We start from the raw sequence: 24,737 nt of genomic DNA on the forward strand, positions 1-24,737 counted from the left end.
GGACACCCATGCCATACGTGGACAACAACGGCACCACGATCTACTACGAGCAGCACGGCGAAGGGTCGCCGATCCTGTTCGTGCACGGGTCCGGCGGACACCACGCCGCCTGGTGGCAGCAGGTCGTCGCGCTACGCGACCACCACACCGTCGTCACCCTGGACCTGCGCGGCTTCGGCAACTCCGACAAGGACGACTCGTTCGACAGCCTCAACTTCCCCGGCGACATCGTCGCGGTGATTGAGGATGCCGACCTCACCGACGTCACCCTGCTCGGTCAGTCGATCGGCGCCGCCGCGGCCCTCAAGGCCGCACTGCGCGTGCCCGAGCGGGTGCGGGGAGTCATCCTCGCGCACTCCCTCGGCGGCATCGACCACCCCGAGATCACCCCGCTGGTGAAGGCCGACCGCGCCGAGGCCGAGAAGCTGCCGGTGATCGACCGGCTGCTGACGAAGCAGTTCCGCCAGGACGAGTCGGCGAAGACCTTCCTGTTCACGCAGATGGGCACCTTCAACAAGGCCCGCATGCAGGACCTGCGAAACCTCGCCACCGACGGTCCGACGGTCGGGGACGTGGCCGCCGCCGGCATCCGACTTGCCTTCCTCGCCGGCGAGAAGGACGCGGTGCTGAGCCCGGCGACGGTGACCAAGGCGCACGAGCTGATGTCCGGGTCGTTGCTGGAAGTCGTCCCTGGGGCGCCACATTCGATGTATTGGGAGCGCCCCGATCTGTTCAACGCCGCGGTGAAGCGGCTCACCGATGAGCTCGAAGGGAACTGACATGCCTCGTAATGTGATGCAGGCAGAAGCCGAGAAGATCATGGCGGTCGCCGAGCGCGAGGCGCTGCGGCTGGGCAAGGGATTGAGCATCGCCGTCGTCGATTCCGGCGGGTTCCTGGTGAGCGTCCGCCGCTTCGACGGCGCGCGCCCGATGACTCCGCTCATCGCGATCTCGAAGGCCTACACCTCGGCGGTGATGCAGCGCCCCAGCGGCATGCTCAAGGGCTGGTCGAGCTCGGACCCGGTGTTCTTCAGCAAGGTCGGCGACATGGGACAGTTCCCGATCGTGGCCACCGGCGGCGGGGTGACCCTCAAGCTCGAGGGCGAGTTCGTCGGCGGCGTCGGGGTATCAGGCGGCACGCCGCAGGAGGACGAGGCGCTCGCGCAGACCATCCTCACCGAGCTGGGCTACGAGACTGACTTCGCCGAGTGGGCGGGCGCCAAGACCGCCGCCGAGACCAAGGACTGAAAGGGGCAGGCGATGGCAAATCTCTTCGCTTACCGCATCGACAACCACGGTGACAACGTGCGTCCGCCGGCGCTGCAGGAGGCCCGGGCGCGGGCACGCGCCGGGGAGATCACCGAGGCGGACCTGCAGCAGGCCGAGGACCAGGCGATCACCGAGCTGATCACCTACCAGCGTCACCTGACGCTGTCGTGCTTCACGGACGGCGGATTCCGAAACGCCGATTACCGCAGCCCCGTGCTGCAGTCGGTCGCCGGATTCAGCCGGGTGCCCGAGCAGATGAGCGCCGACGGCTTCGGCACCTGGGTTGTGGACGGCCCGCTGAAGGCACGAAAGCCCATCGCACTGGATGCCGCACGGTTCCTGCTGGACGAGACCGGGTACCCGGTCAAGGTCAAGCTGCCCTCGGCGGCGCACCTCGCGGCGCACACTTACTCCGACGACCTCACCCGGCGCGCGTACCCCGGCGCCGCGGCGCTCGGAGACGCGATCGCCGAGCTGCTGCGCGACGAGATCGAGCTGCTGTTTGAGATCGGCGTGAAGTTCGTGCAGCTGGACAACCCCGACTACTCCGCTTATCTCGTCGGTCGCGAGGTCGGGCCGCTCTCGTTCGAAGAGGCGCTCGAGATCGACAACGCCACCGTGGCCGGGCTCGAGGCCGACGAGGACCAGAAGGTCGCGCTCACCGTCGGGTGGGGCGATCACCTCGACGCGCCGGTGGACACCTCGCGGGCCGAGGCCCTGTTCGCGAGTGCCTTCGACAAGTTCACGTTCCCCTACCACTCGGATGCCGCCGTCGCGCAGAACCTGCCCGCGCTGGTGCCGGACGACAAGCAGATCGGCCTGGGCATCGTGGATGCCACCGTCGCGGGTCTCGAGGACATCGACACCGTGATGGCGCGGCTGGATCTGGCCATCGAGCAGCACGAGTACAACCGCATCGGCTTCCTGCCGCAGCGTGGGTTCCAGCAGGCCGCGTATCGTCCGGCCGCACTCACGCTGGAGCAGCAGCGCCGCAAACTGGAGCACGTCGAGACGTTCGCCACGATGATCTGGGGGAACGAGGCATGAGCGCGGTCACCGTCGTCGCCCGGCTGCACCCGGCACCGGAGCACCTCGAGCAGGCGACGGATGCCGTGCGGGCCGCCGTCGCCGGCATCCGTGCCGAAGCCGGCTGCCTGCAGTACGACCCGCATCTGGCCGACGACGGCGCGTTCGTCATCGTCGAACGCTGGGCCTCGCGCGAGGCGCTCACCGCCCACAACACCGGCTCGGCGGTGCAGGTGCTGCGCGACGGGGTCGCGGGGTTGATGGCGGCGCAGACCGAGGTGACGGTCGCCGTCGCGCTGTGAGCCAGACGGTTACAGCCGACCGGTGAACGGAGAAGGGGCGGCATCCGTCGTGAGGCGGAACAGGCGCACGGTGCGGCCGGAGTCGCGCTCGTATTGCCGGTAGCCGGGCCATTGCGCTTCGATGAGCGCCCACGCGGCGTCGCGTTCGGCGGCAGGGATGCGCTCCGCGTGCACGCGATGGCGCCGACCGCGCACCACGACCTCGGCGTCGGGATGGGCGGCGAGGTTCGCCGTCCAGGCGGGGTGCGCGTCGCGCGCGAAGCTCGTGCCCGCGACGATCGCGCCGCCGCGCCCGTCGGGCGTGTACATCAGTTGCGTCTCGCGCGGCTGACCGCTCTTGGCCCCGATCGTGTGCAGCACGAGCGAGGGCACCAGGATGCCGGAGACGATGAGCCTGCCGCCGCTCACGCGCGCGAGGAAGCGCTCGGCGACCGGCAGCGCCTTCGGCGCGATGCGCCGGAAGGTGCGCGTGCGGGTGACCGGCGCGAGCAGGCGGCGGAGGGCGGTGACGAGGCGGTTGGCCATGGCACGAGCATGGCACCCCGTTGCGACCCCTCGCCCGAGGCGCTCGGGCGAGCCCGGGTTCGGTCGTCGCGAAGGGACGCTTCGGCGCCGGGGAGGGGCACTTTGCGACGACCGAAGCGCCGCGAGCGCCGCAGTCACCGGGCGTGCGGCACGAACCGGGCGACGTAGCGGGTGAAGCCGACGGCGCCGAGCAGCCCGATCACCCCGATGACAGCGGATGCCGCCGGCAGCGACACCGCGGCGGTGACGCCGGCCAGCACGAGTGGTGTCGCGGCGGCACCGGCATCCGTCAGCGTCCGCCACGATCCGAGGAACGGCGCCGGATCGCCCGGTGGAGCGACGTCGGCGCCGAGGGTCATCAGGATGCCGCTGGAAAGGCCATTGCCCACGCCGACCACAGCGGCCACGGCGATGTACCAGCCGACCGCGTTCGGCAGATCGTGGGTGAGGGCCAGGCCCAGGAACGCCCCCGCCATGAGGATCATCGACGGCAGGCACGCCCAGAGCCGGCCCCACCGGTCCATGATCTGACCGCTGGTGTAGAACAGTGCGAACTCCAGCGCCCCGGTGATGCCGACGACCAGTGCGATCGTCCCCGCATCCAGTTGCAGCGAGACTCCCCACAGCGGCAGCAGGTGCACACGCGCCTGCCGCATGGCCGACAGGGTCGCCGCCGGCAGGCCGAGACGGGCGAGCACGCCGCGGTGGTGCCACATCGTCGCGAACACCCCGTCCGGGGACGGCCGGGCGGCCGACGGCGCGGCATCAGGGTTGCGTGCCGCGTGCCGGGTCTGCATCGGCAGCATCCCTGCCGCCGCGAGATCCTCCTCGGGGTCGCGTGCCACGAGCACGAGCAGGATCAGTGCGGCCAGGCATCCGATGAAGAACCAGGCGGCGGCTGACTCGGTGCCGAAGATCGCCAGGAGCAGGGCCGCGGCGAACGGGCCGGCGAACATGCCCAGCCGGAACGATCCGCCCAGCACCGACAGCGCGCGGGCGCGATAGGACAGCGGGACGCGCGTGGTCATGAAGGCGTGGCGGGCCAGCCCGAATGCCGACGCGCACAGGCCGATTCCGAGCACCGACACCGCGAGCACCCCGACGCTGGGCGCGAGCAGCACGCCGATCCCGCCGGCGAGGGCGACGGAGCCGGCGATGGCCATCGTGCGGCGCTCGCCGATGCGGGCCACCGCCCAACCGGCCGGCAGGTTGCCCACCAGGCGGGCCACCACGATGACCGCGGCGATGAGCGCCGCCTGCGCCAGGTCGGCGCCGAGGGCGGCGGCCATGACCGGCAGCAGGGGGACGAGGGCGCCCTCCCCCAGGCCGAACAGGAACGTCGGCCCGTAGATCATCGGGGCGAACCGCAGCAGCATCTGCCGCGTGTCCGCGGACGTTCCGGTCGTGTCGCTCACGATGCTCGCCCGGCGAGCACCTCCCGCGCCCAGGCGACGCCGACGGCGACGTGATCCTGTCGCGAGATCTCGTCGTGTTCGCCGAACGGACCCACCCGCTGCGCGCCGAGCGAGGTGAGTAGGGCGTCGAATTGGCGCGCGCCCCGGTTGTACTTCTCCCGGTACGAGGTGTCGCCGAGCCCGAACACGGCGTACTGAACACCGGTCAGGTCGGGGGAGAGGTCGGCGAGATCGTCGTGCAGGAACTGCGCGAACCCCGGCAGCTCGCCGCCGCCGTGGGTGGCGCAGGCGATGAGGTACAGCGCGTCGGGCGCGAAGACGTCGGTGGTGGCATCGGCCATGTCGATCACGTCGATCTCGGTGCCTGGGCCTGCCAGGGCTGCGCTGACGCCGCGGGCGACGTCCTCGGCCCTGCCGGATTCCGTGCCGTACAGCGCGACGATTCTCATGATTTCGCCATCGTAGCCAGCCGCCGCGCTATGCCTTCGCGGCGGTGAGGTAGTGCGTCACGACGTAGTCGGCGATCGCGATGGAACTGGTCGCGGCGGGCGACGGCGCGTTGCGCAGCAGCGTCACGGGACCCACCTGGTCCACCGCGAAGTCGTCGAGCAGCTCGCCGGCGCGCCCCCACGCCTGGGCACGCACGCCGGCGGCGGTCTTGTGGGTCAGGTCGCTCATCTTCAGCTCGGGCACGAACCGGCGCGCCTTGCGGAACCACAGCGGCTTGATCAGCGAGCTGCTGATCTCATCCACCCCCATGCGCCAATGCTGCTTGGCCAACGGCCACGCGCCCGGCCACCGCAACGACTCCCAGGTGTCCTTGGCCGAGATCTGCAGCCAGTTGTACCCCTCCCGGGCGAGCGCCGGCACGGCGTTGGGACCGACGTGCACGTTGTCGTAGACGCCACGCGTGAAGTGCACGCCCAGAAAAGGAAAGCGCGGGTCGGGCACCGGGTAGATCATCCCGTTGACGAGGCCGGTGCGCTCGGCCGCGAGCTCCCAGTACTCGCCGCGGAACGGCAGGATCTTCGGCGACGCGTCGGCCCCCACCAGCTTCGCCACGACATCGGATTGCAGTCCGGCGCACACGATCAGCCGGTCGAAGACGTCCTCAGAGACCGGAGTCACCACGCGCACGGTGCCGTTCTCCCGATGGATGCCGGTCACCTCGTGCCCCAGCCGGATCTCGCCGCCCGCGGCCCGCACGTCCTGCGCCATCGCCTCGGTGATGCTGGCGTAGTCGACGGCTGCGGTGTGGGGCGAGTGGACGGCGGCGACCCCCGCCACGTGCGGTTCGATCTCGTGCAGTCGCGCGGCATCGTCGATACGCACCAGGTCGGGCACGCCGTTGGCGATCGCCCGTCGTTGGATCTCGGCCAGTGCCGGCAGCTCGGTCTCGTCGACGGCGACGACCAGTTTGCCGACCTCGCGGTAGGGCAGGCCCTTCTGTTCGCAGAACTCCCGGATCGACACCCGACCGGCGGCACACAGGGTGGCCTTGAGCGACCCAGGGGCGTAGTACAGGCCCGCGTGCACGACGCCGGAGTTGCGACCGGTCTGGTGCTGGGCCAGCCGCGGCTCCTTCTCCAGCACCGTGATCGATGCGCCGCGCTGGGCGAGCGTGCGCGCGAGGGCGACACCTACGATGCCGCCGCCGATGATCCCGATGCGTTCGGCCATCAGTGGCTCCTCACTGCCGCGGTCTTGATGCGGGTGTAGAACGATAGCGCGGCGGTGCCCTGCTCCTTGAAGGCGGAGCCCGACTCCTTGAACCCGCCGAAACCCTGGTGGATGTCCCAGCCGCTCGTGGGCTGGTTCACCGAGACCTGACCGGTGTCCACCTCTGCGATGAAGCGGTGCGCGGCGTCGAGGCTGCGGGTGAAGACCGCCGACGACAGGCCGTAGGCCGAGTCGTTGACGGCGGCGATGGCCGCGTCCAGACCGTCGACGGTGACCATGCTCAGCACCGGCCCGAAGACCTCCTCCCGCCACAGGCTGTTCTGCGGCTGGACCGCGACGAACAGCGGCTCGACGAACGCCCCCTGGGCGGCAAGACCGTCGGCCAGCGGTGCGCGAGCCACAACCGTGGCACCCTCGGCGAGTCCGGCGGCGACACGGTCCTGGATGTCCTGCTGCTGACCCCGGCTGACCACGGGGCCGACGTCCACCGGTGCGTCGCCTCTGCCTACGCGCAGCCGGGTCACCGCGGTCGCGACCCGTTCCCGCAGTTCGGAGGCGATCGACCGCTCGACGATCAGCCGACTGGTGGCGGTGCAGCGCTGCCCCGCCTGGCCGAACGCCGCTGCCACGACGACGGCTGCGGCCAGGTCGAGGTCGGCGTCGCCGAGCACGACGGCGGCGTTCTTGCCGCCCATCTCGGTCTGGACGCGCACCCCGGAGCCGGCGAGCTTGCGCTGCAGGCCGAGCCCGACGGAGGTCGAGCCGGTGAACGACACCGCGGCGAACCGGCTGTCGGTGGCCAGCACGTCACCGATCTGGGATCCGCGACCGGTGACGGTGCCCAGCACGCCGGCGGGAAGGCCGGCGCGGTCGAGGATCGCCGCCAACCGCAGCGTGACGATCGGGGTCTCGGTGGCCGGCTTGATCACGACGGCGTTCCCGCTGATGAGGGCGGGCGCCAGCTTGCGCGCGGGTGTGAGCAGCGGATCGTTCCACGGGGTGATCAGCAGGACGACACCGACCGGCTCGACGATCTGCATCGAGAAGGTGCCGGGGCGTGCGTCGGGGAGCAGCTCGCCGAAGGGTGCCCGGCCCATGCCGCCGTAGTACTCGAAGAACTCCGCGGCCTTGCCGACCTCACCGCGGGCTTCGGCGGTCGTCTTGCCCATCTCGGCGACGATCAGGTCGGTGAGGGCGTCGGCGTCGTCGCGGATGAGCGCGGCGGCGTTCAGCAGCACGCGGCCTCGCTCGATGTGTCCGGTGGCGCGCCACGTGCGCGCGCCGGCGACGGCGGCGGTGAGCACCGCGTCGACGTCGGCGGGCCCCATGGCCGGGACATGACCGACGACGGAGTCGTCGGCGGGATTGCGTACCTCGATCGGATCGCCGGCGGCGTCGGTGGTGAACCGGCCGGCGACGAGATTGGCCTCGACGGTGATGCTCACGAAGATCCTTCCCGGGGTGCGCGGGTGCGCACCGTCAGACAGTTCATGCCTGTCCGACCAGCTTCGTGCCCCGCCCCGGTGGGCGGCAATGCGGGCGGCCGACCGATCGCGCAAGCGTTGCTTGCGGGAACCGTCAGCGCCCGGTCAGTCCTCGGCGACGCGCAGCCCGATGTCGGTGCGGTGGTGCGACCCCTCCAGGTGGATGCGGGCCAGCGCGTCATACGCGCGCTCGCGCGCCTGGAAGAACGTGTTGCCCAGGGCCACGACGTTGAGCACGCGGCCGCCGGTGGCGACGAGTTCGCCGTCGCGCCAGGCGGTGGCGGCGTGCGCGAGGTGCACACCCTCGACGGATGCCGCATCCTCCAGACCCGTGATGACCCGCCCGGTCACGGGATCGGCGGGGTAGCCCTCGCTGGCGAGCACCACGGTGACGGCGGCGGCCTCGGCGAACGCCGGCGCGGGTTCGGCCTCGAGGTTTCCGGATGCGGCGGCCATCAGCAGCGAGGACAGCGGCGTCGCGAGGCGGGCGAGGACGACCTGCGTCTCGGGGTCGCCGAAGCGCGCGTTGAACTCGATGACCTTCACGCCCTGCTCGGTGAGGATGAGCCCGGCGTACAGCAGACCGATGAAGGGCGTGCCCTCCGCGTCGAGCTGGCGGATCACGGGCTCGGCGACGTCGCGGGTGACCTCGGCCACGAACTCGTCCTCGCCGCCGAACGCGCCGGCGAGCCAAGGGAGCGGCGAGTAGGCGCCCATGCCGCCGGTGTTGGGTCCGGCGTCCTCGTCGTGGGCCCGTTTGTAGTCCTGTGCGGGCGAGAGCGCGACGACCCGGTCGCCGTCGGAGACGAAGAACAGCGACACCTCCGGGCCGGAGAGGAACTCCTCCACGAGCACCGGTCCGCCGGCGAGGTAGGTCTCGGCGTGCGCGAGCGCGGCGGCGCGGTCGTCGGTGACGATCACGCCCTTGCCGGCGGCCAGGCCGTCGGCCTTGACGACGTGCGGCGAACCGAGCTCGTCCAGCGCCGCCTCCACCTCGGCGACCGTGCGGGCACGCACGGCACGACCGGTCGGCACGCCGGCGGCATCCATGATGCGCTTGGCGAACGTCTTCGAGCCCTCCAGCTGTGCGGCGGCCTTGCCGGGGCCGAACGCGGGGATGCCCCGCTCCCGCAGGGCGTCGGCGACGCCGGCCACCAGCGGCGCCTCGGGGCCGATGATGACGAGGTCGATCGCGTTCTGGTTGGCGAAGTTCGTCACCGCCACCGGGTCGGCGGGGTCGAGCGCGACGAGCGTGGCATCGCCGCCGATGCCGGCGTTGCCGGGCGCCGCGAACAGCTCGTGTCCGGCCTCTTCGGCGCGCAGCGCCAGGATGATGGCGTGCTCGCGCGCGCCCGAACCGAGGACCAGGATCTTCACCCGGCCAGCCTACCCAGCAGCGTTCGCGGGCGGGCAGGGCGCATGACTCAGGAAGGATGCCGGGTTCGGCGCCTCCCGCGGCCACGCCCCGGGTTTTTACCTGAGTTATGCGCCGGTAGCGTGGCGGGATGGCGCGCAAGATCACCACCGAAGCGGGGCGGGCAGCCCTCGCGGCCGTCGCCGCGACGGACACGCCGGCGAGGACCGACCGCGCGACGGCGGTGCGGTACCTGCTGCAGCTGCTGGCCGAGAAGGCGCCGGGAAACACCGTCGAGGTGCGCGTGCCGCCCTTCGGCGCCGTGCAGGTGCTCGAAGGTCCCCGGCACACTCGCGGCACGCCGCCCAACGTCGTCGAGACCGACCCTGCCACCTGGATCGCCCTGGCGACCGGGGCCGAACATTGGACGGATGCCGTGTCGGCCGGCCGCATCCACGCGTCGGGCACCCGGGCGGATCTGTCCGCCCTGCTGCCGCTGCGCCCCTGAGATCGCGCGGGTCATCGCGCCCGCTAGCCTGGGCACGAGGTCAGGGTGTTCCTGACCTCGACGCGCCGCAGCGCGCACCCCCCGACCCGCTGGAGCAGCCCGTGCGTCCGAACACCAAGATCCGATCCGCGCTCCTCCCGGCGGCCATCGCCCTGGTGGTGGCGCCGCTGCTTCTCCCCGCCGCGGCCACCGCCGCGACGCCCTCGCTGCCCGCCGACGCCTGCACGGTGACCGAAGCCGATGCCGCGTGGGGCATCCACGAGTCGCTCCGCGCCGCCGGTGTGATGCCGGACGGCGCGTGGGAGCTCAGCGGCGGCGTCGCGTACGAGGAGTCGGAGTTCCGCTTCACCGGCGGCACCGGCAGTTACGACCCGGCCACCGCGACCGGAAGCGTCTCGTTCCCCGGCAGCATCCGCTTCACCGGTCTCGGCGGCCGGTTCGACGCCCAGCTCTCGGCGCCGACTGTCGTGTTCACCGGACCCGATGCCGCCGAGCTGCGCGCCGACATCTCGGGCACCTCGGTGGCGGGCGCGCTCGCCGGAGACACCACCGTTTCCTCGGTGGAGCAGGTGCCGCTGGTGTCGATCGATCTCACCGAGCACGCCACCGTTGTCCAGTCGGACCACGCGGTGCGGGTGACGGCGGTGTACGCACCCACCGCGCTCATCGCCGCCGGGTTCGAATCGTTCGGCGACGACACGGTCGGCGCGCCCTTCGACCCGATCTCACTGACGGTGGAAGCCGCCTGCCCGACCGAGCCGAGCCCCGAGCCGACGCCGGTGCCGATGATGACGACGATGGTGGATGCCGGTGACCAGTCGGGCACGCCATCGTCGTCTGAGTCCTCGTGGCTGCCGTGGGGACTGGGTGCGCTCGCCGCGTTGGTTCTGTCAGCGGTCGCCTCGATCATCGTGCTGCGCCGCCGGCCTCGTGCGGACGGCCCGGAGTGACCCGCCGCGCCGCGGACTGAGCGCGACGCCGCCCGCGGCGAACGCTGCGGTGAGACAATGGACACATGACCGAGTCCGCGCGTGTGCGCCGCAGCCCGAAGTTCGCGGTGTTCCTCGGGCTCGGTGCGGTGCTCGGCATCCTGGCCGCGCTGATCCTCACCTTCGCCTTCGGCGGCAGCGCCGAGGAGAGCCCCAACACCGGGATGGTCTACTCGCAGACGCAGGTGTTCGGATTCGTCGCCCTCATCTGCGTGCCGGTGGGCATCGCCGTCGGCGGCGTCGTCGCGGTCATCCTCGACAGGGCGCTGGCGCGGCGGGGGCACGATGTGCAGATCGAGCACGAGCGCATCCGCACTCAGGACTGATTCACGCCAACTCCGCGATGATCGGGTTGATCGCCGCATCGAACGCGACGACATCCCCTCGTAGCCCGTCGGTCACCGCGATCGTGAGAGATCCGATCCACCACACCCCGCGCTGCGCCAGCGGCAGCACCTGCACGTTCAGCTCGAACGAATGCGCGCGCCTGCCGACCCGGCGCTCGTGTTCGGCGATCGCCCCGGCGTAGGCGCGATACGACACCCGGGCACCGGCCGCGGCGTCGGCCCCATAGCGTTCGTGCGCCCGCTGCGCGTAGGCGACGCACTCCTGCGCGTGCGGCATCATCGCGTCACGCAGTTCCTCGAAGCCCGCGGTGGGCAGGGCCGCGAGGCTGCCGAACCCCGCCACCAGATCCAGCGGCACCGGCGACGGATGTGCCTGCGGCTCGACGGTCATGGCCCAGAAGCTGCGCCACTGCCGCTCGAGAGCCGCCTGCTGGTCTTCGGTGCGCTGAGTGGATGCCGCAGGCAACCCCCGCAGCGTCGGAAGCTCCTCGGGTGAGCGGATGCCGAGCAGCTGGCGCACGCCGAGGGCGGCGAGGACCGCCTGACTCGCGTCCTCGCGGACCACCCACTCCGGAGTCCCCCCGACCATGCGGCCATTGTAGGCGGGCACCCGGTCTCGGGGGCAGTGCCTCGGGAAGCTGCGAGTCGTCCGCGCTGTCCCCGCGCGCAGGTAGTGTGTACGCGTGGCCTCTCCCTCCCACAATCCTTATGCCGCCGCAGGTGTCGACACCGCCGCGGGTGACCTCGCCGTCGAGCTCATGAAGACGGCCGTCAGGCGAACGCACGGACCGGAAGTGCAAGGCGGGGTCGGCGGCTTCGCGGGCCTGTTCGACGCCACCGCGCTGACCGGGTTCACCAAGCCGCTCCTGGCCACCAGCACCGACGGCGTCGGCACCAAGGTCGCCATCGCGCAGGCGATCGACAAGCACGACACGATCGGCATCGACCTGGTCGGCATGGTCGTCGACGACATCGTCGTGGTCGGCGCCAAACCGCTGTTCATGACCGACTACATCGCGTGCGGCAAGGTCTTCCCCGAGCGCATCGCCGACATCGTCAAGGGCATCGCGCTGGGGTGCGCCGAGACGGGCACCGCCCTCATCGGCGGCGAGACGGCCGAGCACCCCGGACTTCTCGGCATCCACGACTACGACGTCGCGGGCGCGGCGACCGGTGTCGTCGAAGCCGATCGGGTGCTGGGCGCGGACCGCGTGCAGGGCGGCGACATCGTGCTGGCGCTGGCCTCCAGCGGACTGCACTCCAACGGCTTCTCGCTCGTGCGGCACATCGTCGCCGGTGCGGGCATCGGCTACGGCGACAACGCCGCCGACTTCGGCGCCACCTGGGGTGAGGTGCTCCTCGAGCCCACCCGCCTGTACACCGCCCCCCTGCTGCAGGTGGCATCCGACCTCAACGCCGACCTGCGTGCCTTGAGCCACGTCACCGGCGGCGGCATCGCCGCCAACCTCGCCCGTGTCCTGCCGGTGGGCAGTTGGGTGGACCTGGACCGTTCCACCTGGAGCCCGCCGCCGGTCTTCCGCGTGCTCGCCGACCTCGGCGACCTGGACCTGACCGACACCGAGGGCACCTGGAATCTCGGCATCGGGTTCCTGGCGGTCGTCTCGGCAGAGCGGGCGGATGCCGCGGCAGCCGCCCTGACCGCCGCCGGCATCCCGACGTGGCAGGTCGGCGTCGTACACGACACAACGCGCCCGGAGGGCGACTACGAACAGGGCGCCAAGGGCGTCGAGGGTGGCGCGGTGCGCCTGGTCGGCTCGTATCGCGAGCAGGGAGCGAACTAACCCCGCATGTGTGGAATCGTCGGCGTCGTCGGTCACGCCCCGGCCAATCAAGAGGTTTACGACGCGCTGCTGCTGCTGCAGCACCGGGGTCAGGACTCCACCGGCATCGCCACGGCGGAGGCCAGTGGCGTGGTGCACATGAACAAGCAGCGGGGGATGGTGCGGGAGGCCTTCCGCACCCGCGACATGCGCACCCTGCTCGGCACCATCGGCCTCGGCCACGTGCGGTACGCCACCAAGGGCACCGCGTCCAGCGAAGAAGAGGCGCAGCCGTTCTACGTCAACGCGCCCTACGGCATCGTGCTGGTACACAACGGCAACCTCACCAACACGCGGGAGCTCAGCGAAGAGCTCTTCCGCACCGACCGGCGGCACCTGAACACCAGCTCCGACACCGAGCTGCTGGTCAACGTGCTCGCCAACGAACTGCAGCAGACCATCCGTGGCGACCGGTTGAGCCCCGGAGACGTGTTCACCGCCGTCGGGCGCGTCCACCGCCGGGTCGAGGGGTCGTACGCCACGATTGCGCTGATCGCCGGGTACGGCCTGCTGGCGTTCCGTGACCCGTTCGGCATCCGTCCCCTCATCCTCGGCACCCGCCGCGCCGCCGACGGCCGGGACGAGTGGATCGTCTCGAGCGAATCGCTCGTGCTGGAAAACGCCGACTACGAAGTGGTGCGCGATGTGCTGCCCGGCGAGGCGGTGTTCATCGACATGGACGGCAACCTGCACTCCCGCCAGTGCGCCGAGAAGACCACGCTCGCGCCCTGCTCGTTCGAGTACGTCTACCTCGCCCGCCCCGACTCGATCATGAACGGCATCGCGGTGTACGAATCCCGCTTGCGCATGGGGGAGCGGCTGGCCGACACGATCGCCAAGCACACGCCCCCCGGATCGATCGACGTGGTCATGCCGATCCCCGACTCCTCGCGCCCGTCGGCGATGCAGGTGGCGCGCAAGCTCGGGCTGGAGTACCGCGAAGGCTTCTACAAGAACCGGTATGTCGGACGCACGTTCATCATGCCCGGGCAAGCGGTGCGCAAGAAGAGCGTGCGGCAGAAGCTCAACGCGATGTCGAGTGAGTTCAAGGGCAAGAACGTGCTGCTCATCGACGACTCGATCGTGCGGGGGACCACCTCCCGGGAGATCATCCAGATGGCCCGCGACGCCGGCGCGAAGTCGGTCACGTTCGCCTCGGCGGCGCCGCCGGTGCGCTACCCGCACGTGTACGGCATCAACATGCCCTCCCGCCAGGAGCTCGTCGCCCACGGCCGCACGATCCCGGAGATCGCCGCGGAGCTGGGCTGTGACCGGCTCGTCTACCAGGAGGTCGAGGATCTGAAGGCGGCGATCCTCGAGGGATCCGACCTGGACGACCTCGATATGAGCTGCTTCGACGGCCGGTACGTCACCGGCACCGTCTCGGACGAGTACCTGGCCTGGGTCGAGGGCACCCAGGAATCTTGAGCCGGCCTGCAGCGGCCGGTTCCGCATCGCACCCCTCCCGACAGGGCGGGGTGCTGGCGCTGGTCGGCATCGTGCTGTTCGCCTTCTCGCTCCGCAGCGCGGTGGCATCGCTGTCGCCCTTGGTGGGGCTGATCTCGGAGGACTTCGCGCTTCCGGCGAGCGTGCTGGGCCTCATCGGCACGGCGCCGCCGGTGTGCTTCGCGGTGTTCGGGCTGCTGGCGCCGCAGTTCGAGAAGCGGTTCGGCGTGGAGAAGGTGACCGTCGCCGCGATCACGGTGGTCGCCGCCGGACTCGTCGCCCGCGGCTTCGCCGTCGATTCGCTGAGTCTGCTCGCCGCCACCGCGCTGATCTTCGCCGGTGTCGGCGTCGGCAACATCCTGCTGCCGCCGCTGGTGAAGAAGTACTTCCCGCGACGGGTCGGACTGCTCACCACCGTCTACACGACCACGATGGCCGTGGCCACCTTCACGCCGCCGCTGATCGCCGTACCGGTTGCCGGCATCGCCGGCTGGCGCCTGTCCCTGGGCGCGTGGGCTGTCTTCGCGGCGCTGGCGACCCTGCCGTGGCTCCTCATGCTCTGGCGGGCGCGCGCAGATGTGCCGGAAGAGATCGAATCGGCCACGCCGCGGCTGTTCGCCCGGCTATGGCGACTGCCGCTGGCCTGGGCGCTCGCGGTGGCATTCGGAGTGTCGTCGACTCTTGCCTACACGTCGTTCGGCTGGCTGCCCACGATCCTGGTGGACATCGCCGGCGTCACCCCCGAGACCGCCGGAGCGCTGCTGTCGCTGTTCGCGCTGATGGGACTGCCGGCTTCGCTGCTCGTGCCCCTCCTGGTCGCGCGGCTGCGTGCCGAGAAGGTGCTGTTCGCCGTCGCGGTGGTCGCCGGGCTGGCGGGGTTGGCGGGCCTCATCTTCGCGCCGCAGGCTGCTCCCACGCTGTGGGTTGCGCTGCTGGGTACGGCGCCGCTGCTGTTTCCCATGATCCTGGTGATGCTGGGGTTGCGCACCCGCACGCATGAGACCGCGCTCGCACTCAGCGGCTTCGTCCAGAGCATCGGTTATGCGATCACAGCGGTGTTCCCGCTCGCGATCGGTCTGCTGCATGATGCGACCGATGGCTGGACGCTTCCGCTGTGGGTGCTGGTCGGCGTCGTCGCCGCAGCGGTCCCCGCGGGGTATGTGATCACCCGCGCCCGCAGCGTCGAAGAGGACTGGGAGCGCCGGTACGGCACGTGGTGAAAGGCGCTTAGGCCTTCTCGTCCTCGAGCTCGTCGGAGTACTCGTCGGCCCACTTGTCGACGTACTGGTTCTCGTCGTCAGGATGACTCAACTCGCGTTCCAGCGCGGCGTAGTTCACGCTCGGGCTGAACGACTTGAGTTCCCTGGCGATCTTGGTGTGCTTCGCCTTCTGACGGCCACGCCCCATGCGAGACCCCCTCATTTTTTCTGAGTCGCGGGCTAAGCGACTGAGCCCGACGTAATCACGATCCGGCAGAACACCGGGAAGAGTAGAATTCAGGATATCACGGAGCCCCGGGCCCGGCCCGAGGGGGAGGGGCATGCCGCTATGTCTGACGAGTCCGCCGAAGCAACGCCCCAGCATGCAGTGCTGGTGGGTGCTGTCCCCGGCCAGCCGCCGCGCGTCTTGAAGGAAGCGGCACGCTACGCCAAGCTGCTGGGTTCCCCGCTTGTGGTGGTGCACGTCGATGTTACGCGATTTGTGACCTACGAGGATCCCGATGGCTACGTGCACTCGGCACCGCTGGATCTGAACATCGCCAACGGCGAGGCAGACCTGGCCGACGTGACCGATGCCGCCACCGCGGCGCTGGACGGATCGGGCGTGCAGTGGCACATGCGTCAGCTGGTCGGGGACCCGGCCCTGGCGATCAAGCAGCTGGCTGAGCAGACCGACGCGCGGCTGATCGTGGTGGGCACCCGTCGGCGCGGGATCGGCGAGTCGATCCGCGAGTTCTTCACCGGCTCGGTCGCCGCGCGCCTCGCGCACCGGCAGCACCGGCCGATCCTCGTCGTGCCGCTGGACGAGCCGGCGGGCGACGACGAGGATCTCTGGCCGGAGCAGTAGGTCAGTCCCGCAGTGCTCGGATGACCTCGCGGGCGGCGTCCTCCAGCGTCGCGATGAGGTCGTTGACGATCGCGGGGGAAATCGTCCCACCCCGCGCAACGTGGGTGCGCAGGTCGCCACGCACCTGTGCGCGGAACTCGGTCAGCGCCGTGTCCGCTCGGTGCAGCTGTTCGCGGCTGAGCGTGCGGGCGTCGTCGGCGACCGGCTGCGACGCCGTGCTGCGCTCGGTCTGAGCGGCCGCGGCGAGGTCGGCCTGCAGACTCCGCATCGCCTCACGCACGCTGCCGCGGACCTCGTCGGCGATCAGGCGCACGCTGTCGGTGAGACCGGCTTCGATACCCTCCAGATCCCCGGATCGGGAGGCTACTTCGGCCCGCCCTGCTTCAGTGATCTGGTAGACGGTCTTACGGCCGTCGACCGACTTCGTGACGAGTCCCTCCTCCTCCAACTTGGCAAGTCGCGGGTACACCGTGCCGGCACTGGGCGTGTAGGTGCCGCCGGTGCGGTCGGACAGGGCCTGGATGAGGTCGTAGCCGTGACGCGGCGACTCGTCGAGCAGGCTCAGCAGGTACAGACGCAGGTCGCCGTGCGAGAACACCGGGGTCATCACCACTCCTCCGGCTCGGGGATCGCGGCCGGGGAATCGGACGCGACGGCATCCGTTCGACGCAGCACCGTCACGTCGCCCGACACGGTGTGGGCGCGCACGTCGGCGAACGAGCCGCTCAGCTCGCCGACCGATCCGGCGTAGTTGACGCCCACGCCGCCGCCGCCCGAGCGGGTGATGCCGTCGATGAGGACATTGCCGCTGACGCTGCGGACGGCGTAGTTGGTCGGGCGGTTCGGGTCCAGGCGCAGCGTCGCGTTGCCGGCGACGGTGTTGATGTTGACGGCCTCGGTGGGGCCGGCGGAGTCGATCAGCATGGCACCGGAGACGGTGTCGACCGTGGCTCTGCGCAGCGATCCGGATGCCGCGACGTCGCCGGAGACGCTGTTGGCGGTCAGCGCGCCCTGCAGCCCTCGCACCTGCGTATCGCCGGAGACGGCGTTGATCGAGACGTCGCCGACGAGCCCGTCGACGAGGATGTCGCCGGACACGGTGTTGAGCTTGGCGTTGGTCTGCAGGCCCGCCACGAGCGCGCTGGCGCTGACGACGCCGAGGGTGAGGCCCAGGCGACGGGGGACGGCGACACTGATCTCGGCCTTCGGGCCGCCGGCCCCGAAGTTGCGGAACACTTCGAGGAAGTTGTCCCACCGCAGCTGTGCGTGGTCGATTTCGAGGAGGTCGCCGGACACCTCGATGCGCAGGTCTTTGACGGTGACGCCGTGGACTTCGACGCGCACCCCCGGTTCGTCGTGCGCGACGACATCGATCTGTCCGCCGACGAGGCCGACTTTGAGTGTGTGGACTCCTTCGATGTCGATGACGCGGGTTTCTCCCGGGTGGATGATCCACTTCTCGAGGGTCATGTCTGCTCCTGAGTTTTGAAGTCACGATATATCGTGTTTGCGGTCACAGTAACACGATATATCGCGATGTCAACGGGTGGACTGAAATCGGGGCTTGACCTTGACGTTGCGTCAACCTCTACGGTCGTAGGCGAGGAGGGGGGGCCCATGGAATGGTCCATCCAGCAGGTCGCGCGGCTTGCGGGCACCACGAGTCGCACGCTTCGTCACTACGACGACATCGGGCTGCTTGCGCCGACGAGCACCGGTCGCAACGGCTACCGCCACTACGACCAGCAAGCCCTGGTGAAACTGCAGCGCATTCTGCTGCTGCGCGAGCTGGGGCTGGGCCTGGTGCAGATCGGCGAGGTGCTCGCCCGCGAAACGTCGCAAGAAGACGCTCTCGCCGCCCACCTGGCGTGGCTGCGCCAGGAGCAGGACCGACTGACGCGACAGATCACGTCAGTCGAATCAACCATCGAGGCACTGGAAGGAGGTGAACAACTCATGGCACAAGACATGTTCGACGGCTTCGACCACACGCAGTACAAGGACGAGGTCACCGAGCGCTGGGGCGCGTCGGCGTACGCACAGAGTGATCGCTGGTGGCGCGGCCTGAGCACGGCGGACCAGGACGACTGGAAACAGCGTTCAATGCGATTGGCAACAGACTGGACGGATGCCGCCGCGCGCGGCGTCGCACCGGAGTCCGACGAGGCCCAGGCGCTGGCCGCGCGTCACGTCGACTGGCTGAGCGATGTCCCCGGTGCGCCCACGGCCGGCAACCTCAAGGGATACGTGACCGGCCTCGGCGAGATGTACGTCACCGATCCGCGTTTTAGTGCGAATTACGGCGGTGCATCGGGTGCGGAGTTGGTCCGCGACGCGCTGCGCATCTATGCCGAGCACGCGCTGTAACCGCCCGCACAACGAAAACGAGGGCCCGGCGCGATGCGCCGGGCCCTCGTCCTCTGGGGACGCTTAGACGCGCTTGTTGCCGCTGATGACGCGGAAGAGGAAAGCGATCAGCGCGATCACACCGACGATCAGTGCGACCCACAGCAGCCAGCTCAGCGCTTCGGTGAGTCCACCAACGATGGCAAGAACGATGGCGACGACGATGATGATCAAGAGTGCAATGTTCATGGGGGCTCCTTGTTTTTACTCCCACCACCCGCGGGGAGAGGGGTGAGGCGCGAGTCAGCGCTCGACGAATACATTATCCATCCTGAGAGTGCTCTACCGAGGTCTTGACGGGCGATCCTCGGCGGTGCTAGAACGTGCGCGCGATGGTTGTCAAGCCCCTGCGGCGATCGATCCGAAGCCCTAACGTCGTGGCATCCGCTGACGAGGAGACGCCATGCCGCAGGGCCGAGGATCGAACAGCCTGAAGGACCCCGGGCTCTACGAAGAGCTGCGTGGTTGCTCTGCCAAGCGCAAGGCGGAGCTCATCCCGATGCTCCGCACCCACTGACGTGGCGCGGCTTCGGCGCGTGCGACCTGCGGCGGATGCCGGCATCCGCCGCGTCCGATCCGGGTCGGGGTTCCGCTATCTCGACGATCGAGGCAAAGCCGTCGGCGACGAGGACCGCGAACGGATCCGGGCGCTGGTCATCCCGCCGGCCTGGCGGGACGTGTGGATCAGCGCCGCACCCAACGGGCACATCCAGGCCATCGGCGTCGACGACGCCGACCGCACGCAGTACCTGTACCACCCTGATTGGGCGCCCAAGCGGGACAAGGGGAAGTACGCCCGAGCCCTGCAGCTGGCCGAGGCGCTGCCGCGTGCCCGGGGGCGGGTGACGGCCGCGCTGCGGCAGGAGGGCCTGGATCGCGAGCGGGTGCTCGCGGCGGCGTTCCGGCTGCTGGATCAGGCGGCGGTGCGCATCGGCTCGGAACGGCATCTCGCTCGCACCGGCAACCGCGGCCTGACGACGTTGCAGCGCCGGCACGCGACGGTCGTGGCACCGGTCGTCTCGCTGGGCTTTCCGGGCAAGAGCGGCAAACGCCAGCTGATCGAGCTGGAAGACGCTGATCTTGCCGCCGTGATGAGCCTGCTCTCGGCGGGCAGACCCGGCTCGCCGCTGTTGTCGTGGGAGAAGGGCCGACGGCGGGTGCCGCTGGCGCCGCACGAGGTGAACGCGTACGTCCGCGTGCTCACCGGCGGGGACTTCACGGCGAAGGACTTCCGCACCCTTCGTGGCACGATCATCGCCGCCGACGCGCTGGCGCGCATCGGCACTGTCGACACCAAACGCGACCGAAAGCGGGCGGAGGTGATCGCGGTGCAGCGCGCCGCGGATGCCCTCGGCAACACCCCGTCCGTCGCACGTGGCTCCTACGTCGACCCCCGCGTGTTCAACCGCTATAAGAAGGGCCGATTGCTGGACACCTCCGTCTCACCGGAATCGGCGATCCGCGCACTGATTCTGCCGCAGCTTCCCTAGCCTGAGCGCGTGGCGCGGTTCTCATGGGTGACGCTCGTGGTGGTCATCTTCGGCGGTGCGCTCGGCGTCGCCGTGCGCGCGGTGCTCGTGGTGCCGTGGGGTCCGGGGGTGCACCCCCTCGTCTTGCCCGCCATCACGATGCTGGTCAACGTCGCCGGGTCCTTCCTGCTGGGCCTCATCGCGGGCCGGCTCGGCCCGCGGCGGCCGCGGCTGCGTGCCTTCCTCGGCACCGGCGTGCTGGGCGGGTTCACCACCTACAGCGCGTTCGCGGTGCAGACAGTGCAGGTCTTCGGCGCGGCGCCGGTGACCGGGCTGCTGCTGGCAGCGGTCGCGGTGCTCGGCGGAGTGGCCGCTGCGGCATGGGGGCTCGTGATCGGGCGGCGGAAGGCGACCGTTCCCGAGGAGGTCGGCGGATGAACCACTGGGAGATGCTCGCGCTCGTCGGCGCCGGCGGGGTCGGCGCGGGCGCCCGCTACGTGGTGGATGCCGTCGTGATGCGCGGGCGCACCGACGTGTTCCCGCTCGGCGTCCTCATCGTCAACGTCAGCGGCTCCGCTCTGCTGGGATTCCTCGTCGGTCTGGGCGCCGTCGTCGCCCCTGCGTGGGTGGCGATCCTGGCGGTGGGCCTGCTCGGCGGCTTCACCACCTTCAGCACGGTCAGCGTCGATTCGGCGCTGCTGGCACAGCGGGGCCGGCGCGACTGGGCCGTGGTCAATCTCGCAGCGACCCTGGGGCTGGCCGTCCTGGCCGCCGCGATCGGGATGGTCATCGGGGGCCTCGTTCCCTGAGAATCGGCGCAGACGCCCCGTGGGATAATGCGACTGGATACATCCGCGTATCCAGTCGCGCTCGCGGCATCCGACCTCCCGCATCCCATGCTCGCAAAGGCAGCCCGTGTCGAACCTCGCCGTCCTGAGCCTCAAGAACCGCGCTCTCATCGCCCTCGTGACGATCGTCGCCGCCGTTTTCGGCGGTCTCGCTCTGACCAACCTCAAGCAGGAACTGATCCCCTCGATCGAGTTCCCCGCGGTGTCGGTCGTCGCCACCTACCCCGGCGCCTCGCCGGATGTCGTCGCCAACGACGTGTCGACGCCGATCGAGACCGCCATCCAGGGCGTGCCGGGTCTGGAATCGACCAGCGCGACGAGCACGACGAATGCCTCGATCATCCAGGCGTCGTTCGCGTACGGCACCGACCTGGCCACAGCCGAGCAGAAGATCTCGCAAGCGATCAACCGCATCAAGGGGCAGCTGCCGGAGTCGGTCGACCCGCAGGTGTTCAGCTTGTCGATCGATGACCTCCCGGTCATCCAGCTCGCCGTCACCGGCTACGACGACGAAGCCGCGGTGCAGGAGCTGCTGGAATCCACCGTGATTCCGGACCTCGAGGATGTCGAAGGCGTCAACGCCGCCGAGGTGATCGGCGGCGCCGGACAGCGCATCACGATCACTCCCGACCAGGCGGCGCTGGCCGCAGCGGGCTTCTCGCAGCAGGCCATCAGTGACGCGCTCGAGCAGAACGGCGTGCTGTTCCCCGGCGGCGGCATCACCGAGGACGGGCAGACCCTCACGGTGCAGACCGGCGCGAAGATCGCCTCGATCGAGGAGATCGGGCAGCTCCCGCTGGTGCCCACCGAGGCTGCCCAGTTCGCCGCCGAACCCGTCACGATCGCCGATGTCGCCACCGTGGCAGAGGAGAAGGACCCGCAGACGTCGATCTCCCGGGTCGACGGCGAACCGGCGCTGACCATCGCGGTCACCAAGCTCCCGGCGGCCAACACGGTCGACGTGTCCACCGGCGTTCTCGCGGCTCTGCCGGACCTGGAGAAGGCGCTGGAGGGCGAGGCCGAGTTCACGGTCGTCTTCGACCAGGCGCCCTACATCCAGCAGTCGATCGAGGCGCTCGCGCAGGAGGGCCTGCTGGGCCTGGTCTTCGCGGTGCTGGTCATCCTGGTGTTCCTGCTGTCGGTGCGCTCGACACTGGTCACCGCCATCTCGATCCCCACCAGCGTGCTGATCACGTTCGTCGGCATCCAGGCGTTCGGTTACTCGCTGAACATCCTGACCCTCGGCGCCTTGACGATCGCGATCGGGCGGGTCGTCGACGACTCGATCGTCGTGATCGAGAACATCAAGCGCCATTACGTCGGCACCGCCGACAAGACGCGCTCCATCCTGCTTGCGGTGCGTGAGGTGGCCGCGGCCATCACGGCATCCACCATCACGACCGTCGCGGTGTTCCTGCCCATCGCCTTCGTCGGCGACATGACCGGAGAGCTGTTCCGCCCCTTCGCGCTGACCGTGACGATCGCGATGACCGCGTCGCTGTTCGTGTCGCTGACGATCGTGCCGGTGCTGGCCTACTGGTTCCTGCGCCCCGGCAAGCCGCTGCTGGACGCCGACGGCAACCAGATCGACCCCGAGCACCCTGACGCACCGCCGTCGCGTCTGCAGAAGATGTACCTGCCGATCCTGCGGTGGACCCTCAAGCACTCGTGGGTGACGCTGCTGCTGGCCGTGCTGGTGCTGGCGGGCACCGCGGCTGCCGCGCCGTTCATGAAGACGAACTTCCTCGGCGACACCGGTCAGAACACCTTCACGATGACGCAGGACCTGGGTCCGGCGGCATCGCTGGAGGCCAAGGACGCCGCCGCGCAGACCGTCGAGGACGAGCTGCTGGAGGTCCCCGGCGTCGAAACGGTGCAGGTGTCGATCGGCTCCAGCGGTTCGGCCCTGGCCGACGCCTTCTCGGGCGGCTCCAGCGGTGCGACGTTCTCCGTCACGACCGACCCCGACGCCGACCAGCTGGTCGTGCGTGAAGAGGTGCTCGACGTCGTGGCCGGACTCGAGGACGTCGGCACGGTGGCCGTCTCGGCCACCGGCGGCTTCGGATCCAGCGACATCGAGATCGACGTCACCGCCCCCGACCAGCAGACGCTGCAGGAGGCGACGGATGCCGTCGTGACGGCGATCGACGGCAAGGACGGCGTCGAGCAGGTCACCACGAACCTGTCGGACTCGCTGCCCTACATCGCCGTCGTGGTCGACCGCGACGCCGCCGCGGCCCTCGGGCTATCGGAGGTCGCCGTCGGCGCACTGGTATCGGGCACCATGCAGCCGCAGCAGCTGGGCACCGTCGAAATCGACGGCACCGCGCTGACGGTCTACCTCGCCGCCTCCCAGACCCCGGCCACCCTCGAGGAGCTGCGCGGCCTGCAGGTCCCCTCGGCCACCGGCCCCATCCCGCTGTCTCAGATCGCGACGGTGGAACAGAGTCAGGGCCCGACGTCGATCACGACCGAAGGCGGCCAGCGCACCGCGACGGTGAGCGTCACGCCCTCCGGCGATGACCTCACCACCGCCTCGACCGTGGTCAACGAGGCCCTCGCCGACGCCGATCTGCCCGCTTCGGCCGATGCGACCCTCGGTGGCGTGGTCTCGCAGCAGCAGGACGCGTTCACGCAGCTGGGCCTGGCGATGCTCGCCGCGATCCTCATCGTCTACATCGTCATGGTGGCGACCTTCAAGTCGTTGCGTCAGCCGCTGTTGCTGCTGGTCTCGGTGCCGTTCGCGGCGACCGGGGCGATCCTGCTGCAGATCGCCACCGGCGTGCCGCTCGGGGTGGCATCCCTCATCGGTGTGCTCATGCTCATCGGCATCGTGGTGACCAACGCGATCGTGCTGGTGGACCTGGTCAACCAGTACCGCGTGAAGGGGCTCTCCGCCCGTGACGCCACGATCGCCGGCGGGGCACGCCGCCTCCGGCCGATCCTCATGACGGCGCTGGCGACCATCTTCGCCCTCACCCCGATGGCGCTGGGCATCACCGGCCACGGCGGGTTCATCTCGCAGCCGCTGGCCATCGTCGTGATCGGCGGGCTCATCTCGTCGACCTTCCTGACGCTGCTCGTGCTGCCGACGCTCTACAACCTCGTGGAGGGTGCGCGCGAGCGTCGTGCGGCCCGTCGTGGTGAGCCGGCCCTCGCCGGCGCCGTCGCCGACGGGGCTACCGCTGGCGGCGGCGCGACTGCGCCGCTGACGCGTCGGGACCGCCGGGTGCAGAGCGCCACCATCAGCCTCCCGGTCGTCATCCCCGACGCGCCTCGCCCGACCCCGGCCGCTGCCGGTGGCGGTCAGGATGCCGGTGACGCCCCGGCGACCGTGACGGAGGTGGCTGCTGTCGCTCCGGGCGCCGATGTGGAGGTGGCGGACGCGGAGGTTGCGGACGCTACGACCGCGGACGCGCCGACCGCGGATGCGGCCGCGGACGCGCCGACCGCGGATGGAGCCGCAGAGCCCGGGGGTAACCGCCTGTCGGCGCTGTCGCAGGCGGTGCAGCCGGCTCGCGTCGGCGAGGACGTGCCGTGGTCGCAGCCGCAGTCCGCCGAGCCCGAGGCCGAGCCCGCGGACGACGAGGCTTCCGCTACGGTCGTGGACACTGCGCCCGATCCGGAGCCCGCGGCCGAGGACGTGCCCGACGTGGACGCCGGCGACGAGCCCGTCGTCGGGTCCGCCGACCACGCGGAGCCGGACGCCGACCAGGAGCTCGACGCCGAACCCGCGCGCGACGAGGACGACCGCAGCTGAG

At 70.2% G+C, this 24,737-nt stretch carries 27 protein-coding genes; 16 read left to right on the forward strand and 11 right to left on the reverse strand.

Going from position 1 to position 24,737, the window contains the following annotated elements:
- Nucleotides 1-8 precede the first annotated feature (8 nt).
- Genes NQ151_RS15845 through NQ151_RS15860 form a run of 4 tightly spaced genes read left to right on the forward strand, consistent with a single transcriptional unit; the run spans nt 9 to nt 2,597 of the window.
- Entirely contained in the window at nt 9-779 is a 771-nt protein-coding gene (locus tag NQ151_RS15845; protein ID WP_257528683.1) for an alpha/beta fold hydrolase, read from the forward strand.
- A 1-nt stretch (nt 780) separates the two neighbouring features.
- Nucleotides 781-1,248, forward strand: a complete 468-nt coding sequence (locus NQ151_RS15850; protein WP_257508795.1) for a GlcG/HbpS family heme-binding protein — start codon at nt 781-783, stop codon at nt 1,246-1,248.
- 12 nt (nt 1,249-1,260) lie between these two features.
- Entirely contained in the window at nt 1,261-2,316 is a 1,056-nt protein-coding gene (locus tag NQ151_RS15855; protein WP_257528684.1) for a uroporphyrinogen decarboxylase/cobalamine-independent methonine synthase family protein, read from the forward strand.
- Entirely contained in the window at nt 2,313-2,597 is a 285-nt protein-coding gene (locus NQ151_RS15860; protein WP_257528685.1) for a putative quinol monooxygenase, read from the forward strand. Before NQ151_RS15855 ends, NQ151_RS15860 begins: the two co-directional genes overlap by 4 nt.
- Before the next feature lie 9 nt (nt 2,598-2,606).
- Here the strand turns inward: NQ151_RS15860 and NQ151_RS15865 are convergent, their stop codons facing one another.
- From NQ151_RS15865 to purD, 6 genes are all read right to left on the reverse strand, one after another.
- A complete protein-coding gene (locus NQ151_RS15865; RefSeq protein WP_257528686.1) occupies nt 2,607-3,122 on the reverse strand; it encodes a nitroreductase family deazaflavin-dependent oxidoreductase in 516 nt (171 codons plus the stop codon).
- A 134-nt stretch (nt 3,123-3,256) separates the two neighbouring features.
- On the reverse strand, nt 3,257-4,498 hold the full coding sequence (locus NQ151_RS15870) for an MFS transporter (protein ID WP_257528698.1): 1,242 nt from the start codon (nt 4,496-4,498) through the stop codon (nt 3,257-3,259).
- 35 nt (nt 4,499-4,533) lie between these two features.
- The gene (locus NQ151_RS15875) at nt 4,534-4,986 is read right to left on the reverse strand and encodes a flavodoxin domain-containing protein (RefSeq protein WP_257508799.1); all 453 of its coding nucleotides are present in this window, start codon (nt 4,984-4,986) and stop codon (nt 4,534-4,536) included.
- A gap of 28 nt (nt 4,987-5,014) precedes the next feature.
- Nucleotides 5,015-6,217, reverse strand: a complete 1,203-nt coding sequence (gene lhgD, locus NQ151_RS15880; RefSeq protein ID WP_257508800.1) for an L-2-hydroxyglutarate dehydrogenase — start codon at nt 6,215-6,217, stop codon at nt 5,015-5,017.
- Nucleotides 6,217-7,662: an aldehyde dehydrogenase family protein gene (locus NQ151_RS15885; protein ID WP_257528687.1), complete on the reverse strand. Its 1,446-nt coding sequence runs from the start codon at nt 7,660-7,662 to the stop codon at nt 6,217-6,219. The genes lhgD and NQ151_RS15885 overlap by 1 nt, the downstream gene beginning before the upstream one ends.
- Before the next feature lie 144 nt (nt 7,663-7,806).
- Nucleotides 7,807-9,078 (reverse strand): phosphoribosylamine--glycine ligase, encoded by a 1,272-nt coding sequence (purD, locus tag NQ151_RS15890; protein WP_257508802.1) that lies wholly within the window; start codon nt 9,076-9,078, stop codon nt 7,807-7,809.
- A gap of 128 nt (nt 9,079-9,206) precedes the next feature.
- Between purD and NQ151_RS15895 the strand changes: the two genes are divergently transcribed.
- From NQ151_RS15895 to NQ151_RS15905, 3 genes are all read left to right on the forward strand, one after another.
- Nucleotides 9,207-9,563 (forward strand): sterol carrier family protein, encoded by a 357-nt coding sequence (locus NQ151_RS15895; protein ID WP_257508803.1) that lies wholly within the window; start codon nt 9,207-9,209, stop codon nt 9,561-9,563.
- A gap of 101 nt (nt 9,564-9,664) precedes the next feature.
- Nucleotides 9,665-10,513: an HtaA domain-containing protein gene (locus tag NQ151_RS15900; protein ID WP_257508804.1), complete on the forward strand. Its 849-nt coding sequence runs from the start codon at nt 9,665-9,667 to the stop codon at nt 10,511-10,513.
- 65 nt (nt 10,514-10,578) lie between these two features.
- Nucleotides 10,579-10,878: a potassium transporter Trk gene (locus tag NQ151_RS15905; RefSeq protein ID WP_257508805.1), complete on the forward strand. Its 300-nt coding sequence runs from the start codon at nt 10,579-10,581 to the stop codon at nt 10,876-10,878.
- A gap of 1 nt (nt 10,879) precedes the next feature.
- On the opposite strand, the gene NQ151_RS15910 is transcribed toward NQ151_RS15905, so the two are convergent.
- A complete protein-coding gene (locus NQ151_RS15910; protein ID WP_257508806.1) occupies nt 10,880-11,488 on the reverse strand; it encodes a zinc-binding alcohol dehydrogenase in 609 nt (202 codons plus the stop codon).
- A 94-nt stretch (nt 11,489-11,582) separates the two neighbouring features.
- On the opposite strand from NQ151_RS15910, the gene purM reads away from it, so the two are divergent.
- From purM to NQ151_RS15925, 3 genes are read left to right on the forward strand one after another with little or no spacing between them, the layout of a single operon-like run.
- On the forward strand, nt 11,583-12,701 hold the full coding sequence (purM, locus tag NQ151_RS15915) for a phosphoribosylformylglycinamidine cyclo-ligase (protein WP_257508807.1): 1,119 nt from the start codon (nt 11,583-11,585) through the stop codon (nt 12,699-12,701).
- Nucleotides 12,702-12,707: 6 nt separating this feature from the next.
- On the forward strand, nt 12,708-14,168 hold the full coding sequence (purF, locus tag NQ151_RS15920) for an amidophosphoribosyltransferase (RefSeq protein WP_257508808.1): 1,461 nt from the start codon (nt 12,708-12,710) through the stop codon (nt 14,166-14,168).
- A complete protein-coding gene (locus NQ151_RS15925; RefSeq protein ID WP_257508809.1) occupies nt 14,165-15,406 on the forward strand; it encodes an MFS transporter in 1,242 nt (413 codons plus the stop codon). Before purF ends, NQ151_RS15925 begins: the two co-directional genes overlap by 4 nt.
- 7 nt (nt 15,407-15,413) lie before the next feature.
- Here NQ151_RS15925 and NQ151_RS15930 read toward each other — a convergent pair whose 3' ends face one another.
- Nucleotides 15,414-15,593 carry a DUF3073 domain-containing protein gene (locus NQ151_RS15930; protein ID WP_257508810.1) on the reverse strand — a complete coding sequence of 60 codons (180 nt, stop codon included), beginning with the start codon at nt 15,591-15,593 and terminating at the stop codon, nt 15,414-15,416.
- 141 nt (nt 15,594-15,734) lie between these two features.
- Here NQ151_RS15930 and NQ151_RS15935 point away from each other — a divergent pair, with 141 nt between their 5' ends.
- Entirely contained in the window at nt 15,735-16,253 is a 519-nt protein-coding gene (locus NQ151_RS15935; RefSeq protein ID WP_257508811.1) for a universal stress protein, read from the forward strand.
- 1 nt (nt 16,254) lies between these two features.
- Here NQ151_RS15935 and NQ151_RS15940 read toward each other — a convergent pair whose 3' ends face one another.
- Both NQ151_RS15940 and NQ151_RS15945 read right to left on the reverse strand, forming a co-directional pair.
- A complete protein-coding gene (locus tag NQ151_RS15940; RefSeq protein ID WP_257508812.1) occupies nt 16,255-16,860 on the reverse strand; it encodes a PadR family transcriptional regulator in 606 nt (201 codons plus the stop codon).
- Nucleotides 16,860-17,723, reverse strand: coding sequence for a DUF4097 family beta strand repeat-containing protein (locus NQ151_RS15945; protein WP_257528688.1), 864 nt, complete (start codon nt 17,721-17,723; stop codon nt 16,860-16,862). The genes NQ151_RS15940 and NQ151_RS15945 overlap by 1 nt, the downstream gene beginning before the upstream one ends.
- Nucleotides 17,724-17,870: 147 nt before the next feature.
- Between NQ151_RS15945 and NQ151_RS15950 the strand changes: the two genes are divergently transcribed.
- Nucleotides 17,871-18,620: a MerR family transcriptional regulator gene (locus NQ151_RS15950; RefSeq protein WP_257508814.1), complete on the forward strand. Its 750-nt coding sequence runs from the start codon at nt 17,871-17,873 to the stop codon at nt 18,618-18,620.
- Between the two features lie 63 nt (nt 18,621-18,683).
- On the opposite strand, the gene NQ151_RS15955 is transcribed toward NQ151_RS15950, so the two are convergent.
- Entirely contained in the window at nt 18,684-18,848 is a 165-nt protein-coding gene (locus NQ151_RS15955; protein WP_257508815.1) for a hypothetical protein, read from the reverse strand.
- 329 nt (nt 18,849-19,177) lie between these two features.
- Here NQ151_RS15955 and NQ151_RS15960 point away from each other — a divergent pair, with 329 nt between their 5' ends.
- The 4 genes from NQ151_RS15960 (at nt 19,178) to NQ151_RS15975 (ending at nt 24,736) form a co-directional block, all read left to right on the forward strand.
- Complete coding sequence (locus tag NQ151_RS15960; protein ID WP_257508816.1) at nt 19,178-20,149, forward strand: DNA topoisomerase IB; 972 nt, start codon at nt 19,178-19,180, stop codon at nt 20,147-20,149.
- 9 nt (nt 20,150-20,158) lie between these two features.
- The gene (locus NQ151_RS15965; protein ID WP_257508817.1) at nt 20,159-20,566 is read left to right on the forward strand and encodes a fluoride efflux transporter FluC; all 408 of its coding nucleotides are present in this window, start codon (nt 20,159-20,161) and stop codon (nt 20,564-20,566) included.
- Complete coding sequence (locus NQ151_RS15970) at nt 20,563-20,937, forward strand: fluoride efflux transporter FluC (protein WP_257528689.1); 375 nt, start codon at nt 20,563-20,565, stop codon at nt 20,935-20,937. Before NQ151_RS15965 ends, NQ151_RS15970 begins: the two co-directional genes overlap by 4 nt.
- A 106-nt stretch (nt 20,938-21,043) precedes the next feature.
- Nucleotides 21,044-24,736, forward strand: coding sequence for an efflux RND transporter permease subunit (locus tag NQ151_RS15975; RefSeq protein WP_257528690.1), 3,693 nt, complete (start codon nt 21,044-21,046; stop codon nt 24,734-24,736).
- Nucleotide 24,737 lies beyond the last annotated feature (1 nt).

It is taken from the genome of Microbacterium sp. zg-YB36 (assembly GCF_024623575.2).
Lineage (GTDB): Bacteria > Actinomycetota > Actinomycetes > Actinomycetales > Microbacteriaceae > Microbacterium.